The organism is Blautia sp. CAG:237 (genome assembly GCF_000436615.1).
Lineage (GTDB): Bacteria > Bacillota > Clostridia > Lachnospirales > Lachnospiraceae > Blautia_A > Blautia_A intestinihominis.
Map to the genome: position 1 here is coordinate 32,625 of NZ_FR886740.1, position 16,171 is coordinate 48,795.

A 16,171-nucleotide genomic window follows, 5' to 3' on the forward strand; every position below is an offset into this window, starting at 1 on the left:
CAGCCGCAGCGGCAGGAGCTGTAGCAGCACTGGCATTCAAGAAGAAACCTCTCGAGGATTTCGAGGACGATTTTGACGACGATTTCGATGATGACTTTGAAGAAGAGGAAGAGCCGAAGAAAGAAGAAAAGAAAGAAGCTCACGAATCCTTTGAAGCATGGGAAGAAAGCGAAGAAGCTGTAGAGGAATCTGCGGAAGAAGAAGCAGAGGAAACAGAGGCTGAAGAAGCTCTTGAAGAAGAAATAAAAGAAGAAGTTCAGGAAACAGAAGAAGCAGAAGAAAAAGCTCCTGAAACAGAAGAATAATTTCATTAAATAAAAAGTGTCTCGCCGGATCAACTACCGGCGGGGCACTTTTGCGTAATTGCGTGAATCTGGATCAGGCTTTGGGAAGCTTGAAGGAACTCTTGAGAGAAACGATGCGGTTGAATACCGGCTCGCCTTCTTTGGAGTCGTGGATATCTGCACAGAAGAATCCGTTTCTTACGAACTGGAAGCTGTCGTATCCTTTGGCTTCCATAAGAGCTGGCTCTACATAAGCAGTTACGGTGGTCAGAGAATTCGGGTTCACATTGAGGGAACCGTCTTCTTTGTTGTAAACACCCTTTTCTTCATCTACGATGTTTTCGTAGAGACGAACGGTTGCTTTGCCTGCATTGGAAGCTTCTACCCAGTGGATCGTTCCTTTGACTTTACGTCCGTCAGGAGCGTTGCCGCCCTTGGTAGCAGGATCGTAAGTACAGTGTACAACACGTACAGTACCGTCATCATCTGCTTCATATCCTGTACAGGTAACGAAGTAAGCGTTCATAAGACGAACTTCAGCACCTACAAAAAGTCTCTTGTATTTACGTGGAGGCTCGATCATGAAGTCCTCACGCTCGATATAAAGCTCCTTGCCAAATGGAAGCTTACGTGTTCCGAGAGCTTCGTTTTCCATGTTGTTCGGAGCTTCCAGGTATTCAACCTGACCTTCCGGATAGTTGTCAATCACGAGTTTGATCGGATCAAGGATTGCCATCATACGCGGACGTTTGAGCTTGAGATCCTCACGGATACAGTATTCAAGCATAGCGTAGTCAACGGAACTGTTGGCCTTGGATACACCGCAGAGTTCAACGAACATCTTGATGGATTCCGGAGTGAAACCTCTTCTGCGGAGAGCGGCGATGGAAACGAGACGCGGATCATCCCATCCGTCTACGATGCCGTCCTCAACAAGTTTCTTGATGTAACGCTTGCCGGTAACAACGTTTGTCAGGTATAATTTTGCAAATTCGATCTGCTTCGGTGGCTGCGGGTATTCCAGTTCTCTTACTACCCAGTCATAAAGCGGTCTGTGATCCTCAAATTCCAGTGTACAGATAGAATGTGTGATTCCCTCGATCGCATCCTCGATCGGATGAGCAAAGTCGTACATTGGATAGATGCACCAGGTATCGCCGGTTCTGTGGTGAGTCATATGAGCAACACGGTAGATGACCGGGTCACGCATGTTCATGTTCGGGGATGCCATATCGATCTTGGCACGGAGAACTTTCTCTCCATCCTGGTATTTGCCGTCTTTCATTTCTTCAAAAAGCTGAAGGTTTTCTTCGACGCTGCGGTTACGGTATGGGCTTTCTTTGCCTGGCTCTGTAAGAGTACCACGGTATTCGCGGATCTGATCGGCAGTCAGATCGCAGACATAAGCTTTGCCCTTCTTGATGAGCTTGACAGCAGCTTCATACATCTGCGGGAAATAATCAGACGCAAAGAAAAGTCTGTCTTCCCAGTCAGCACCGAGCCATTTGATGTCCGCTTTGATGGACTCTACAAATTCGCTCTTTTCTTTGGTCGGGTTGGTATCATCGAAACGCATGTTGAATTTGCCGTTGTATTTCTGTGCAAGTCCATAGTTTAAAAGAATGGATTTGGCATGTCCGATATGGAGGTACCCGTTCGGTTCCGGTGGGAAACGGGTGTGTACGGTATCATAAACACCTTCGGCCAGATCCTCGTCAATGATGTTCTCAATAAAATTTTTGGAAACAGTTTCGTTTTCCATCTCTGTCCCTCCTGAGTGATTCAATGGTTTCCAGACTTTCGGCTTGATTACTTTTGATTATCCTAACAGTCAAAAAATCAAGAAAATACAAGGTTTTCATCGAAAATCTGGTTTTGATTACTTTGCATTATATCACAGTATAAATGCAAAGTGTATAGAAAGTTAGATAACTTTTATATTGTATAACATAATTCAAAATAAAACAAGGAGGAAATCCCACACATATGACAAATAACAGAATGAAACAGGCGAAGAAACGGTATTATACAATCCGACAATATTTTAGAGAGAAGCATATCAGAGAGAGGCAATTGAGTTTTCAGTTGCCTCTCTTTTTGGTCAGCTTTCGTATAGATCATTGACAGCCGCATATACTGTACGTATAATAAAAGTACAGAATACTGTACAGAAAAGGAGGACTGCATATGTTAGCGGTGAACTATACAAATTTACGAGAGAATATGAAAAATTATATGGATAAGGTCACAGATGATTACGAAACCATGATAGTTACTCGCAAAAACAATAGAAACGTGGTAATGATGTCGGAAGAATCCTACAATAATCTTATGGAAAATCTCTATCTTATGGAAGATCGGGCAAATTATGACTGGATCATGGAATCAAAGAAACAGTTACAGGCAGGAAAAGCAGGTATTCATAAGTTAAAAGAGGTTGAATGATGAATAAAGTGTTCACACAGAACGGATGGGAAGACTACGTTTACTGGGAAACAGAAGACAAAAAGACACTGAAGAAGATTAATGCTCTGATAGAGGATATATGCAGGAATGGTAATCAGGGAATCGGTAAGCCGGAACCATTGACAGGTAATTTGGCAGGATTTTGGTCAAGACGCATTAATGATAAGGACAGGCTTATTTATCAGATAGATGATGAAAATATCTATATGCTGGCTTGCAGGTATCACTATGCAAGATGAGTGTGAGATGGTGAGGGGATAAGAGGGATGTGCTGAAAAAGTAACCGAAAACACTGTAAAATAGGCAAAAAAATAAAGCTGATGACGGGAATCGAACCCGTGACCTCCGCCTTACCAAGGCGACGCTCTACCGACTGAGCCACATCAGCAATTACTTTGTGAAGCGTTTATCTGCCGCTCACAGTTGATAATATTAACAGAAGTACAAGAAGTTGTCAACACTTTATTTTAACTTTTTTTGATCTTTTTTGAGGAATACTTTTTGCTATTTTGATAGTTGCCAGTTTGAAAGGGACAGGGTATACTGGAACAGAAGAAAAGTAAAGGAAGACTTGAATTATGAGAAAAATCATACTTGCTTCGGCATCTCCGAGAAGGAGAGAACTTCTGGCGAATGCCGGAGTGATCTTTCAGGTATGTCCTGGGAACAGCGAGGAAAAGATCACGAAGAAGATTCCGGAAGACATCGTAAAGGAACTGTCCCTGCAGAAAGCAATGGCGACGGCGTTGAAATTTGACATGGAAGAAGGAACGGTCATTCTGGGAGCAGATACGATCGTATCTTTTGATAATAAGATCCTTGGCAAACCAAAGAATGAAGAGGATGCGGTAAATACATTATCCATGCTCCAGGGGAATACGCATCAGGTCTATACCGGAGTGACAGTTATGGAACGTAAGGATTCCAAATGGGAAACGATCACTTTTGCAGAATGTACAGATGTTTCTTTCTATCCGGTTTCCGAGGAAGAAATCAGGGCATATGTAGCAACGGGCGAACCGATGGACAAGGCAGGAAGCTACGGTATCCAGGGCGGATTTGGTGCTTATGTAAAGGGAATCCGCGGGGACTATACAAATGTAGTAGGCCTTCCTGTGGGCAGACTGTTTTACGAAACGAAGAAACATGGAATAGAATTACGAGGATAAGATCATGATAAAAGCATGTATTTTTGATCTGGACGGCACCCTGGCAAATACACTGGATTCTATGGCATACGTTGCCAATGAGATCCTCAGGGGAATGGGACTTAAGGAACAGCCGACAGAGAATTTTAAATATTACAGCGGTGAGGGAGCAGATATGCTGGTACGCCGCTGCCTCAAAGATGCCGGAGACCCGGAACTTACCCATTTTGAGGAGTGCAGGGCTCTTTACAGAAAGAAATTTGACGAGGATCCTTTATATAAGGTAGTTCCGTATGAAGGAATCAGGGACACACTTCAGACACTGAAGAATGCAGGAGTGAAGCTTGCTGTCTGCTCCAACAAGCCGCATATAGCCGCAGTCAAGGTGATCGACAAGATGTTCCCGGGATATTTTGACCTGGTGATCGGACAGAGCGATGCGATCCGCAGGAAACCGGCACCGGACGGTCCGCTTAAAGCAGCAGCAGAATTCGGTGCTTCTTCAGAAGAGTGTATGTATATCGGAGACACCAGGACAGATATGGAAACCGGTACAGCGGCAGGCATGCATACGATCGGTGCTTTATGGGGATTCCGTGACAGAGAAGAACTTGAAAGCAGCGGTGCAGAGATCGTTGCGGAGAAACCAGAAGATTTACTTAAGATATATGAGGGACTGAATCATGATCAAACTGGTTGCAAGTGATCTGGATGGGACTTTGCTGCTCAACGGAGCGCAGAGTCTGCCGGAAGAACTTTTTCCATTAATAAAAGAACTAAAAGAACTTGGCATTTTGTTTGTGGCAGCAAGCGGCAGACAGTATGCAAATATGAAGCGCATGTTTGCACCGGTGGTGGATGACATGGCGTTTATTGCTGAAAACGGCGGTCTGGCGATCCAGAATGAGAAAGTACTCTATCAGGACAGCTTTCCGAAGGAACTTGTCAGAGAAATCGTAGAAGCGATCTATGATAAGAAGGATGCCGACTTTACCTGTTCGACTAAGGATTTTTATTACATCCGTCCAAAGACAGAGCATTACAGAGACCTGATGCTGAATGTGGTCAAAAATAACTGCAAAGAGATCGATAGCTTTGATGAGATAACAGAGCCATGCATGAAAGTAGCTGTATACGAAAGGGAAGGAATCCAGGAGGATTCTATCCGGTACTGGAAGGAACGGTTCGGAGACAGATGTACGGTAGTGACATCCGGTTTTGCCTGGGTTGATTTTATCCCGTTTGAGACCAATAAGGCAAAAGGTCTCAGGGAATATCAGAAACTGCTTGGTATCAGACCGGAAGAATGTATTGTGTTTGGTGATGAGTATAATGACATTGCGATGCTGGAATCCGTACCATACAGTTTTGCCATGGCTCACGCGAAGCCGGGGGTCAAAAAAGCAGCGTCTTATCAGACAGAGCGCGTAGAATATATTCTTAAGAAACTGATCCGCGCAGGTGGAAACATAGAGGAGGTAATTAAATAATGTATACAGAAGAAAGCGTAGAAACATTTCTCAAAAACCAGGGACAGCTTTTTGACGAAGCAGTTGCATCTTCCTATGAGGAAGCAGAAGAATTCCTTGAAGACTGTATGGCGGTAGAGCTGAAAACGCTCAAAGAAGTACGTGCATACTTTGATGAAGCAGGTGCAGACATCAGTGGAATGACAGATGAGGAACTGGAAGATGCAAGTGAAGTATTTGTTCTTCCGTCAGGCGGATATCTTCTGGTAGAAGGGTGAGCCGATATTTGAAGTAGAAATTTTTTATGACAGGGAAAGGTTATGTAAAATAGAAATTACATAGCCTTTCCCTGTCATGCTATAATGACGATACGGGAAGTGGGGAATATAGTATCAATAAAAGGGTCATATCCGTGAATATTTGTGATAGAAACCCAAAAAGGAGGAAAATTATGAACAGAAGGAGATTTCTGGCGATCATTATGTCTGTGTTTATGATATTGTCGCTGCTGCCGGTGACAGTATTTGCAGAGACAACCGCCGCTGTGCTGGATGGACAGCTCAAGATCCAGGGCACGGCAGTAGCAGGAACGACATTGAAAGCAGATATGCAGGGGATAAAGAACGAAGGGATAACAGAGGACAGTGTCAGTTATCAGTGGTTTCGCAAAACTTCCGATGATGAAAAGAAAGAACAGCAGGGAGAGAAACCTGAACTGAAATCCCTCAGTAAAGAAAAAACTTATACGATCACCAAAGATGATATAGATTCAAAGATCGTTCTGACGATTACCGGTTTGGAGGATAAGGGATTCAGCGGCAGTCTGACAGCTGTGACAGCGACTGTTACAGAGACAGCAGATCCTAAAGCAGCAGAAACAGAACAGAATACAGAAGCTTCAACAGAGGAACAGAATCAGGATACCTCCACAGCAGAGGATGCTTCATCAGAGGAAACACAGGAAATTCCGGAGGCAGCGAATGATAACGAGGCCGGATCAGAATCTGTAGATGGCATTCCGGCAGCAACAAATGATGCAGAATCATCAGAGCAGGAGAATGAAAACTCTGAAGAAGAACTGGAACAGAACGAATATCAGGAAGAATTACAGCCTGCGGATGAAACTGGCAGCACAGAAAAGAACGAACAGGATTCAGAGGAGGCTGGAAGCACTTCTGTAGAAGGAATCCCGGAAGCAAAAGAAGATGGAACATACAATAACACAGAAGATAATACAGAAACAGAAAGTCCGTCAGATACAGATGAGGCATCTTATCAGGCAGAAGCAGAAGTCGGCGACGGAAGCAGTGATGTTTTGGCATTTGGCACGGTTGTTTCAGGACAGGAAGACGAACAGGCACAGTATGTGACCATCAAAAATACCGGTACAGAAACTCTGAATTTCATAGATATAAGCCCGGAGCATTTTGCAGTCCAGGATATCACCGAGCCTCTGGAAGCCGGTCAGAGCGTACAGGTATGGATCGCACCGCGGGTTGGAACAGAGCCTGGCAGTTATGAGGATACGATCACATATAAGACAGAAGAAGGAGCAACAGCTTCTTTCAAAGCACAAATGACTGTCGAAAGTGAAGATACACCGGAACCGACGGAGGTGCCGCAGGATACACCGACACCGGAACCGACAGAGACACCACAAGATACACCGACACCGGAGCCGACGGAGACACCACAGGATACACCAACATCGGAACCGACACAGGTACCGGCAGTGAGTAAGGTAAATGCCGATACAGGCGCGGCAGATTTTGGCAGTGTCGTAGAAGGCTATACAGAGGCACCGCAGGCACAGACGATCACACTGACCAATGAAGGCAATGCAGATGCAGTTCTGTCAGATATATACAGTGATCAGGGAGAAATTAAATATTTTGATGCGGCATTATCTGCACAGGAAATCAGTGCAAATGGAGGTACAGCAACATTTACCGTGCGCCCGAAGAATGGGCTGAGTGCCGGTACCTATACAGAGGCATTTACGATCAATGATACAACTTCCGGACAGGGGATCGTGATCACGGCAACGGTTACTGTAAATACAGCGAGCCACAGTCTTGGAATCTCAACAGATACACTTGATTTTGCAAGTGCAAAGAAAGGATACAGCGGAGTCAGTGCACAGCAGATCACTGTTACAAACAATGGAAATGTGGCAGAGACACTTGTACAGCCTTCTGCAAAATATTTCACGATAACAGCAGCCACCGGACTGACAATCCAGCCAGGAGAATCAGCGGTATTTACAGTAGCACCGAAGGATGGCCTGGACGTAAATAGTTATCAGGAAAATATCACGATTGCTTCAGCGGCGACAGAAACTGTGTGCAAGGCATCCTTCCAGGTACTCAAAGGAACTGTTTCTCTTACAAAGATCCAGAATCCATCAGAGATCAGCGGAATTGCAAATGGCACAGCCAAAGATGCACAGAAGCTGAAACTGCCGTCCACAGTAGTGATCGAGACTACCGGAGGAAAGGCCAAAGCCAAAGTAGCCTGGGATGTCAAGAACTGTTCTTATAATGCCGCTGATACAGCAGCACAGAGTTTTACAGTCAAAGGAGCAGTAACACTTCCGGATGGCGTGGACAATAACAATAATATAGATCTGTTAGCCTATGTTAAAGTAAATGTAGAAGCCTATACACCAAAGACTGTCTCCGCAGATGATAATAAGATAACAGGAATTGAGGTAAATGGCGTTTATACAACTCAGTCCAAAATCTCTTTCACAGCAGTAGGAGCAGGAATGGACAACAATTCTCCTAAGAAAGGTGATATCCGTTATGTTCCGCTGAACTGGACTGTCATCAATACAAATGCATGGGATAAAGCTCCTTATACAGCATGCTTCGGACTTTCCAAGAGCGGTGATTATACATTGAAAGTCGTTTTCCAGCAGCAGCAGTACAATGGCAAAAACTGGAAAAATACTGACAGTCAGGATACCAAACAGGTAGCTTTCAGTATTTCAGAGGCGAAGGTCACAGCACCGGGAACAAATCTTACTCCATCTGCAAATCAGAAAAAATCTGTCAAGACAAATGATCCAACGGATATCATTCCATTTGTGGTCATCTTGATTATTGCAGCAGGAGCTGTATACGGCGTGATCTATTACAAGAAGAAAAAGAAATAATAAAATATATTTTGTTAGCACTCATTTTAAATGAGTGCTAATTTTTCCTTGACTTTTGCAAAAAATGGTATTAGTATATATAAAAAATGAAATTAAAGAAACAAAGGAGCGTGTTTTTAAATGGCAGCAAAACATGGAAATTTGTCAATTAACAGTGAAAATATTTTTCCTATCATAAAGAAATGGCTGTATTCAGACCATGATATCTTTGTAAGAGAGCTTGTATCCAACGGATGTGATGCGATCACCAAACTTAAGAAACTGGAAGTAATGGGAGAGTACACTTTCCCGGATGACTATAAAGCAGCAGTTCAGGTAGTAGTGGATCCGGATGCCAAAACCCTGAAATTCATTGATAACGGTATCGGTATGACTGGTGATGAAGTAGAAGAATACATCACACAGATCGCTTTTTCCGGTGCAACAGAATTCCTTGAGAAATACAAAGATAAAACAACAGATGACCAGATGATCGGACATTTCGGACTGGGATTTTATTCTGCATTCATGGTTGCTGATGAGGTGCACATTGATACACTTTCCTATAAGGATGGAGCAACAGCAGTACACTGGACTTGTGATGGCGGTACAGAATATGATATGCAGGACGGCGACAGAACCACACCAGGTACAGAGATCACCTTATTCCTGAACGAAGAGAGCCTGGAGTTCTGTAATGAATACCGCATGCGTGAAGTAATCGAGAAATACTGTTCCTTTATGCCGGTGAACATCTACCTGTCCAAAGCAAACGCAGAGCAGGAATATGAGACGATTGATGAATCTGAACTTCGCGATGACGATGTAGTTGTAGAACACATCCACGAAGACGCCAAGACAGAAGAAAAGGAAAACGAAAACGGCGAGAAAGAAGTCGTAGAAGTTTCACCTGCAAAGGACAAAGTAAAGATCAACAAACGCCCGGTATCCTTAAGTGATCCGAATCCGCTGTGGATGAGACATCCGAATGAATGCAGCGATGAGGATTACAAGGATTTCTACCGCAAAGTATTTATGGATTACAAGGAGCCTCTGTTCTGGATCCATCTGAACATGGATTATCCGTTCAACCTCAAAGGTATCCTGTACTTCCCGAAGATCAACACAGAATATGATTCCATCGAAGGAACCATCAAACTGTACAACAACCAGGTATTCATCGCAGACAATATCAAGGAAGTCATTCCGGAATTCCTGCTCCTTCTCAAAGGCGTGATCGACTGCCCGGATCTTCCGCTGAACGTATCCAGAAGTGCCCTGCAGAATGACGGATTTGTTCAGAAGATTTCTGAATACATTTCCAAGAAAGTTGCAGACAAGCTGACAGGCATGTGCAAGACTGACCGTGAATCCTATGAGAAATACTGGGATGACATCAGCCCGTTCATCAAATATGGCTGCATCAAGGATGCGAAGTTTGCAGAGAAACTGCATGACTACATTCTGTTCAAAGACCTGGATAACAAATATATGACTCTCAAGGACTGCATCGAGCAGAACAAGAAAGAAGAAAGAGAAGAGACTTCCGAAACAAAAGAAGCAGAGTCAGAAGAAAAGAAAGATGATGATGAGAACAAAGAGCCGGAGAAGACAACCATCTTCTATGTAACAGATCCGGTACAGCAGAGCCAGTACATCAACATGTTCAAGGAAGCAGGCAAGAATGCAGTGATCCTGTCACACAATATCGACACTGCCTTCATTTCTCATCTTGAGCAGAAGGACCAGACCATCCAGTTCAAGAGAATTGATGCTGATCTTACAGAAGAACTCAAGGGAGAGGGTGCTGCAGATGAAGAGACAACAAAGACTCTGACAGATCTGTTCCGCAAGAGCCTTGGCAAAGAGAAACTCGAAGTCAAAGTAGAGAACCTCAAGAATGACTCCGTAGCTGCAATGATGATGCTTTCTGAGGAGAGCCGCCGTATGCAGGATATGATGAAGATGTACAACATGTATGGAATGGATCCGTCCATGTTTGGTGGACAGGAGACACTGGTACTCAATGCAAACCATCCGCTGGTACAGTTCCTCGGCAAGAATCAGGAGTCTGAACATGCAGCAGTGATCTGCGAGCAACTGTATGATCTGGCTATGATCAGCCATAAACAGCTTTCGCCAGATGAGATGACCAAGTTTGTTCAGAGAAGCAATGACATCCTGATGATGATTGCTAAATAAAATTTTATTAGAAAATGTAAGATTAATTTCCAAATTCCCGGATGTGGACAACAGTCAAAAACCACATCCGGGAATTTCTTTTGCATGATTGACAAATGGTACAAAAATTTTTATGCTATTTTTGTATGTAGATGTTGTTTTTGTCGAAAAATCGAGATATTTTTCCGGAAATGTAATCTTTTATCGAGGAAAGACTATTTTGCTAGGATATGAGAAATGAAGCAAAATATGTCGTATAATATTGAGAAAGAAAAAACCGGAGGGAAAAAGGTATGAGAAAAGTATATCGGTTGATACGGCAATTAGGAGTAACTTCCAAATATAAAGGTTATTACTATGTGGCAGAAGCGGTAAGAATGTTCATGGAAATTCAGGATCATCCTATAAAAATCACAAAAGATATATATCCATCTCTGGCAAAACAGTTTAAGTCCACACCGGTAAATGTGGAACATGATATCCGAACGGTGATCAATGTCTGTTGGGAATCAAATAAAGAAGCCATGAATGAAATTGCCGGTTATCCATTGCGTTATAAGCCGACAAACAGCGAATTTATAGATATGATGGCATATTATCTGATGCAGATGGAAATTGAGACGACGCATTCTGACAGAAAATTATATCCAGATTATAATATGGTGAAATCAATCTGATGTCCTCTGAAAAAATTCATCACAGCATTATCCCATGTAGTTTCGAAAGTTTTGTCCAGTGTAAAAAGTCTGGAAAAGGTACCCGTTGTACAGAATAATTCATGGTTTTTGTATTGAATATTCAGGAACAGATCCGAAATTTCATCGGCGGGAACAGACGGGTCTTCTGAAAGAGGAAGAAGCATCATCTGTTGGGGCGAAAGACGCATTACAAATTTAAACTGGAGAGGCGGGAGCTTTCCCCGTATGATGGAATAACAATAGGATTTTACATCTTTCCAGGAAGAGTAAATGTCACCGTTTTCAGATAACTGCTGTGCAGTATCAGTGTCAAAAAAATCCATATGTAGTTTTCCGTCTATATGGAACTGGTTAAAGGTTGTAATGGATGCTTCGGCCAGAGAAAATATATGGAAGGTATCTCCGATCAGTAATTTGTGCATAAAAGCTTTGGTAGTATTGATCTTGAGTGCAAGCATTAAAGAACTCCTTTCTGTTTACTGTTGCTTCTATTATAAAGCAGAACTGAAAAAAAGAATATAGTTTTTACAAAAACTCTTTTCAAACAATGGGCTATATGTTAATATAGATGTGGTATTCGAAACTACATATTACGGGAAAGAGGACGATATAATTGAGTTATAAGATTATTATAGATAGTTGCGGTGAATTGTTAGAAGAATGGAAGAATAATGAACATTTTGAATCGGTAGCGCTTACTTTGAATGTAGGCGGCGAGAATATTATAGATGATGAGACTTTTGATCAGGCAGATTTCCTTAAGAAAGTAGCTGCATGCCCGGAGTGCCCGAAATCAGCGTGTCCTTCTCCGGAACGTTATATGAGGGCTTTTGACTGTGAAGCAGATCATATCTATGCAGTGACACTCTCAGCAGAACTCAGCGGTTCTTATAACAGTGCAGTTCTGGGAAGTAATCTTTTGAATGAGGAGAAACCGGGCAGACAGATCCATGTTTTTAATTCCAGATCGGCTTCTGTCGGTCAGACCCTGATCGCGATGAAGATCCAGGAGTGTGAAGAAGCCGGGTATTCCTTTGAGAAAGTAATTGAGACTGTGGATGCATATATTGCAGGACAGCACACCTTCTTTGTACTGGATAATCTGGAAACACTTCGCAAGAATGGAAGACTCAGCAAAGCAAAGGCACTTGTTGCCAGCGCACTGAAGATCAAACCGGTCATGGGATCTACAGATGAAGGAAGTATCTGTCAGCTTGATCAGGCGCGCGGAATGAATAAAGCACTGGTCAAAATGGCAGAACAGATCGTAGCCAAGACACAGAATAGTGAAACCAAGACACTCGCGATCTCACACTGCAACTGCCATGAGAGAGCAGTCCTTCTTCGAAATGCACTTCAGGAGCGCATGAACGTGAAGGATATTGTAATCCTGGATACTGCAGGTGTAAGCAGCATGTATGCAAATGACGGAGGCGTGATCGTTGCCGTATAAGCCTGGAATATCCCGGAAAGGTACTTCACTTTTGGACTTTCCTGTGCTATAATGCAATGAGTACTTATATGCAGCAAAGGAGATTCGCAAATGAGTCAGAAAAAAGTAGACAGCTACAAAGCTGGTAAGAACAACCGCAGCAGAGCAGCCAGAAAAGAGAAACTGATCGACAGATTAGAGATCCTTGCATGGGTAGCAATCTGTGTGTGTATGGTTGCATGGATCGGATTTTCCGCATATGCAAAGATAACTGCCAAGGAAGCTTCCGTAGTGAAGGAAACGGTTGTAGATACTTCAGCGATCGATAATTATGTATCAGGACTTTCTTCCGATACACAATAAGCCAAATGAAAATGAACAATAAAAAACCCCGGCTGATCCAGCTGGGGTTTTTTGTTGAATGGTTATAAAACCTGAAGTATCGGATGTTAATTATAATTTTGTAACGTTAGCAGCCTGCATTCCGCGAGCGCCTTCTGTTAAATCATAAGTTACTGCCTGTCCTTCGTCTAAGGATTTGAATCCTTCGCCATTGATTGCAGAGAAGTGTACGAATACGTCAGCTCCATCCTCTCCTGTGATGAAACCATAGCCTTTTTCTGCGTTGAACCATTTTACAGTTCCCTTGTTCATGATGTTACCTCCATAAAAAATAAAAAGTTAAAAGACCATCTGACGACAAAAATCACCAGATTTTACAGACTATATTAATAATATATAATCTCTAAAAACTAGTGATTTTACATTAAGAATCTATTGGTCTATGTCTGAATTATATATCCGGTGGATAAAATTGTCAAGGTTATTTAAAAAAGACTTTATTAAATCAAATATTTCGTGTATGATGTTGGTGATAACGTATTGTACATAAATAATTACAAAGATAAATTCCAGGAGGAGCCGTTATGATTAACAAACTTATTGAAAAAATCCGTAAAACAAATGCACCGATCGTAGTAGGACTGGATCCGATGCTGAACTATATTCCGAAGCATATCCAGGAGAATGCGTTTGCGGAATTCGGGGAGACACTGGAAGGTGCTGCAGAGGCAATCTGGCAGTTTAACAAAGGCATCGTTGATGCAACTTATGATCTGATCCCGGCAGTGAAACCGCAGATCGCAATGTACGAACAGTTTGGGATTCCAGGGCTTCAGGCATATAAAAAGACCGTAGATTACTGCAAATCCAAAGATCTTGTAGTGATCGGCGATATCAAGAGAGGTGACATCGGATCTACATCCGCAGCATATGCAGTCGGACATCTCGGACATGTGCAGGTAGGAAGTAAGAAATATGCCGGATTTGATGAGGACTTTGCAACAGTCAATCCATATCTCGGATCTGATGGTGTGAAACCATTCATCGATGTCTGCAAAGAAGAAAACAAGGGACTTTTTATCCTTGTCAAAACATCTAATCCATCAAGCGGTGAATTTCAGGATCGAGTGATCGATGGCAGACCGCTTTATGAATGGGTAGGAGAGAAGGTTGCACAGTGGGGTGAAGACCACATGGGCAAAGAATACAGCTACATCGGAGCTGTTGTCGGAGCAACTTATCCGGAAATGGGCAAAATCCTCCGTAAACTGATGCCGAAGACATTTATTCTTGTACCTGGATACGGTGCACAGGGCGGCAAGGGCGCAGATCTTGTTCACTTCTTTAATGAAGACGGACTCGGCGCGATCGTAAACTCTTCCAGAGGAATCATTGCTGCATACAAGCAGGAAGCATACGCATCTTTCGGAGAACTGAACTATGCAGATGCATCCCGTAAGGCAGTAGAGGTGATGATCGAGGATATCAGCGGAGCACTTAACAACCGCTAAGATGATTTTTGGAGGAAGACAAATGAGCACAAAGACAAAAGAAAGTCTTAAGATCGTAAGTCAGGAGGAGATCGGCACAGGGATCTTCAGTATGTGGCTTCAGGCTGACCGTATGGCAGAAGCTGCCAGACCGGGACAGTTTTTATCCTTATACACAAGAAATGGAAGCAAGCTCCTTCCGCGTCCGATCAGTATCTGCGAGATTGACAGAGAGAATGGCAGGATCCGTCTTGTATATCGTGTGACAGGCAAAAATACAGGAACAGAGGAATTTTCCAGACTTCACCCTGGAATCCAGGTGGAGGCAATGGGACCTCTCGGTAACGGATTTCCGCTTGAAGAAGCTGAAGGAAAGAAAGTGTTCCTGATCGGAGGAGGCATCGGAATTCCGCCGATGCTTCAGACTGCCAAAGAACTTAAGGCAGAGAAGACAGCCATTCTCGGCTACAGAGATGAGCTTTTTCTGAATGATGAGTTTGAGAAATATGCAGATGTCTATGTGGCGACAGAGGATGGAAGTGCAGGAACCAAAGGTAATGTCCTCAACGCAATCAAGGAGAAAGCCCTGGAAGCAGAGGTGATCTTTGCCTGCGGACCGACACCTATGCTTCGTGCCCTCAAGGAATATGCAGCAGAAAAAAATATCACATGCTGGATCTCCATGGAGGAGCGTATGGCATGCGGCGTTGGAGCCTGTCTTGCATGTGTCTGCAGATCAAAAGAAATCGACGCACATTCTCAGGTGCACAACAAACGTGTCTGCAAGGATGGCCCGGTATTCTTAAGCACGGAGGTAGAGTTATGATAAAAACAGGCGTGACTCTTGCGGGAGTAGAATTAAAAAATCCTGTAATGACAGCTTCCGGAACCTTTGGATCCGGAGCCGAATACAGTGAGTTTGTAGATCTGAACCGTCTTGGTGCAGTTGTGACCAAGGGTGTTGCCAATGTGCCGTGGCCGGGAAACCCGACACCGCGAGTAACAGAGACAGCAAGCGGTATGCTGAATGCAATCGGACTTCAGAATCCAGGAATCGACCTTTTCTGTAAGAGAGACATTCCGTTTCTGAAGCAGTATGACACAAAGATCGTTGTGAATGTATGTGGAAAAAGCACCGAGGATTACTGTGAAGTTGTAGAGCGTCTGGGAAATGAACCGGTTGACCTCCTTGAGATCAATGTTTCCTGCCCGAATGTCAAAGAAGGTGGAATTGCTTTTGGACAGGATCCGAAAGCTCTGGAAGCGATCACTAAGGAAGTTAAGAAGTATGCAAAACAGCCGATCATCATGAAACTCAGCCCGAATGTGACTGACATTACAGAGATGGCGAAGGCAGCAGAAGCAGGCGGCGCAGATATTCTTTCCCTCATCAATACTCTGACAGGAATGAAGATCGATATTAACAGAAGGACCTTCGCACTGGCAAACAAGACCGGTGGAATGTCAGGTCCGGCAGTGAAGCCGATCGCAGTCCGCATGGTTTATCAGGTGGCGCAGGCTGTTT

Annotated in this window: 18 protein-coding genes and 1 tRNA gene; 15 read left to right on the forward strand and 4 right to left on the reverse strand. The window is 43.4% G+C overall.

Annotation, left to right across the window (positions count from 1 at the left end; all coding sequences use genetic code 11):
* A partial coding sequence (locus tag QZL69_RS08020; protein ID WP_291518987.1) for a hypothetical protein occupies positions 1–305 on the forward strand: 305 nt, incomplete at its 5' end.
* 73 nt (positions 306–378) lie between these two features.
* On the opposite strand, the gene QZL69_RS08025 is transcribed toward QZL69_RS08020, so the two are convergent.
* Positions 379–2,046 carry a glutamine--tRNA ligase/YqeY domain fusion protein gene (locus tag QZL69_RS08025; protein WP_022214701.1) on the reverse strand — a complete coding sequence of 556 codons (1,668 nt, stop codon included), beginning with the start codon at positions 2,044–2,046 and terminating at the stop codon, positions 379–381.
* A 425-nt stretch (positions 2,047–2,471) separates the two neighbouring features.
* Between QZL69_RS08025 and QZL69_RS08030 the strand changes: the two genes are divergently transcribed.
* Both QZL69_RS08030 and QZL69_RS08035 read left to right on the forward strand, forming a co-directional pair.
* Positions 2,472–2,729: a type II toxin-antitoxin system Phd/YefM family antitoxin gene (locus tag QZL69_RS08030; protein WP_022214702.1), complete on the forward strand. Its 258-nt coding sequence runs from the start codon at positions 2,472–2,474 to the stop codon at positions 2,727–2,729.
* On the forward strand, positions 2,729–2,989 hold the full coding sequence (locus tag QZL69_RS08035; protein WP_022214703.1) for a Txe/YoeB family addiction module toxin: 261 nt from the start codon (positions 2,729–2,731) through the stop codon (positions 2,987–2,989). The genes QZL69_RS08030 and QZL69_RS08035 overlap by 1 nt, the downstream gene beginning before the upstream one ends.
* A 76-nt stretch (positions 2,990–3,065) precedes the next feature.
* Here the strand turns inward: QZL69_RS08035 and QZL69_RS08040 are convergent.
* Positions 3,066–3,138, reverse strand: a tRNA-Thr gene (locus QZL69_RS08040).
* A gap of 190 nt (positions 3,139–3,328) precedes the next feature.
* Between QZL69_RS08040 and QZL69_RS08045 the strand changes: the two genes are divergently transcribed.
* The 7 genes from QZL69_RS08045 (at position 3,329) to QZL69_RS08075 (ending at position 11,361) form a co-directional block, all read left to right on the forward strand.
* Entirely contained in the window at positions 3,329–3,919 is a 591-nt protein-coding gene (locus tag QZL69_RS08045; protein ID WP_022214704.1) for a Maf family protein, read from the forward strand.
* A gap of 4 nt (positions 3,920–3,923) precedes the next feature.
* Positions 3,924–4,604, forward strand: coding sequence for an HAD family hydrolase (locus QZL69_RS08050; RefSeq protein WP_022214705.1), 681 nt, complete (start codon positions 3,924–3,926; stop codon positions 4,602–4,604).
* Positions 4,582–5,388: a Cof-type HAD-IIB family hydrolase gene (locus QZL69_RS08055; protein WP_022214706.1), complete on the forward strand. Its 807-nt coding sequence runs from the start codon at positions 4,582–4,584 to the stop codon at positions 5,386–5,388. The genes QZL69_RS08050 and QZL69_RS08055 overlap by 23 nt, the downstream gene beginning before the upstream one ends.
* The gene (locus tag QZL69_RS08060) at positions 5,388–5,645 is read left to right on the forward strand and encodes a hypothetical protein (protein ID WP_022214707.1); all 258 of its coding nucleotides are present in this window, start codon (positions 5,388–5,390) and stop codon (positions 5,643–5,645) included. Before QZL69_RS08055 ends, QZL69_RS08060 begins: the two co-directional genes overlap by 1 nt.
* A 173-nt stretch (positions 5,646–5,818) precedes the next feature.
* Positions 5,819–8,524 carry a hypothetical protein gene (locus QZL69_RS08065; RefSeq protein WP_022214708.1) on the forward strand — a complete coding sequence of 902 codons (2,706 nt, stop codon included), beginning with the start codon at positions 5,819–5,821 and terminating at the stop codon, positions 8,522–8,524.
* Positions 8,525–8,644: 120 nt separating this feature from the next.
* Positions 8,645–10,705 carry a molecular chaperone HtpG gene (gene htpG, locus QZL69_RS08070; RefSeq protein WP_022214709.1) on the forward strand — a complete coding sequence of 687 codons (2,061 nt, stop codon included), beginning with the start codon at positions 8,645–8,647 and terminating at the stop codon, positions 10,703–10,705.
* 272 nt (positions 10,706–10,977) lie between these two features.
* Positions 10,978–11,361: a sporulation initiation factor Spo0A C-terminal domain-containing protein gene (locus tag QZL69_RS08075; protein ID WP_022214710.1), complete on the forward strand. Its 384-nt coding sequence runs from the start codon at positions 10,978–10,980 to the stop codon at positions 11,359–11,361.
* Here QZL69_RS08075 and QZL69_RS08080 read toward each other — a convergent pair.
* On the reverse strand, positions 11,337–11,840 hold the full coding sequence (locus QZL69_RS08080; RefSeq protein WP_022214711.1) for a DUF5721 family protein: 504 nt from the start codon (positions 11,838–11,840) through the stop codon (positions 11,337–11,339). The genes QZL69_RS08075 and QZL69_RS08080 overlap by 25 nt on opposite strands.
* Positions 11,841–11,995: 155 nt before the next feature.
* On the opposite strand from QZL69_RS08080, the gene QZL69_RS08085 reads away from it, so the two are divergent.
* Both QZL69_RS08085 and QZL69_RS08090 read left to right on the forward strand, forming a co-directional pair.
* Positions 11,996–12,835 carry a DegV family protein gene (locus tag QZL69_RS08085; RefSeq protein WP_022214712.1) on the forward strand — a complete coding sequence of 280 codons (840 nt, stop codon included), beginning with the start codon at positions 11,996–11,998 and terminating at the stop codon, positions 12,833–12,835.
* Positions 12,836–12,925: 90 nt separating this feature from the next.
* Positions 12,926–13,177, forward strand: a complete 252-nt coding sequence (locus QZL69_RS08090) for a hypothetical protein (RefSeq protein ID WP_022214713.1) — start codon at positions 12,926–12,928, stop codon at positions 13,175–13,177.
* Positions 13,178–13,267: 90 nt separating this feature from the next.
* Here the strand turns inward: QZL69_RS08090 and QZL69_RS08095 are convergent, their stop codons facing one another.
* Positions 13,268–13,468: a cold-shock protein gene (locus tag QZL69_RS08095; RefSeq protein WP_005425201.1), complete on the reverse strand. Its 201-nt coding sequence runs from the start codon at positions 13,466–13,468 to the stop codon at positions 13,268–13,270.
* A 272-nt stretch (positions 13,469–13,740) separates the two neighbouring features.
* On the opposite strand from QZL69_RS08095, the gene pyrF reads away from it, so the two are divergent.
* From pyrF to QZL69_RS08110, 3 genes are all read left to right on the forward strand, one after another.
* Positions 13,741–14,667, forward strand: coding sequence for an orotidine-5'-phosphate decarboxylase (gene pyrF / locus QZL69_RS08100; protein WP_022214714.1), 927 nt, complete (start codon positions 13,741–13,743; stop codon positions 14,665–14,667).
* 22 nt (positions 14,668–14,689) lie between these two features.
* Complete coding sequence (locus QZL69_RS08105; RefSeq protein WP_022214715.1) at positions 14,690–15,472, forward strand: dihydroorotate dehydrogenase electron transfer subunit; 783 nt, start codon at positions 14,690–14,692, stop codon at positions 15,470–15,472.
* A partial coding sequence (locus tag QZL69_RS08110) for a dihydroorotate dehydrogenase (protein WP_291518972.1) occupies positions 15,469–16,171 on the forward strand: 703 nt, incomplete at its 3' end. The genes QZL69_RS08105 and QZL69_RS08110, both read left to right, overlap by 4 nt.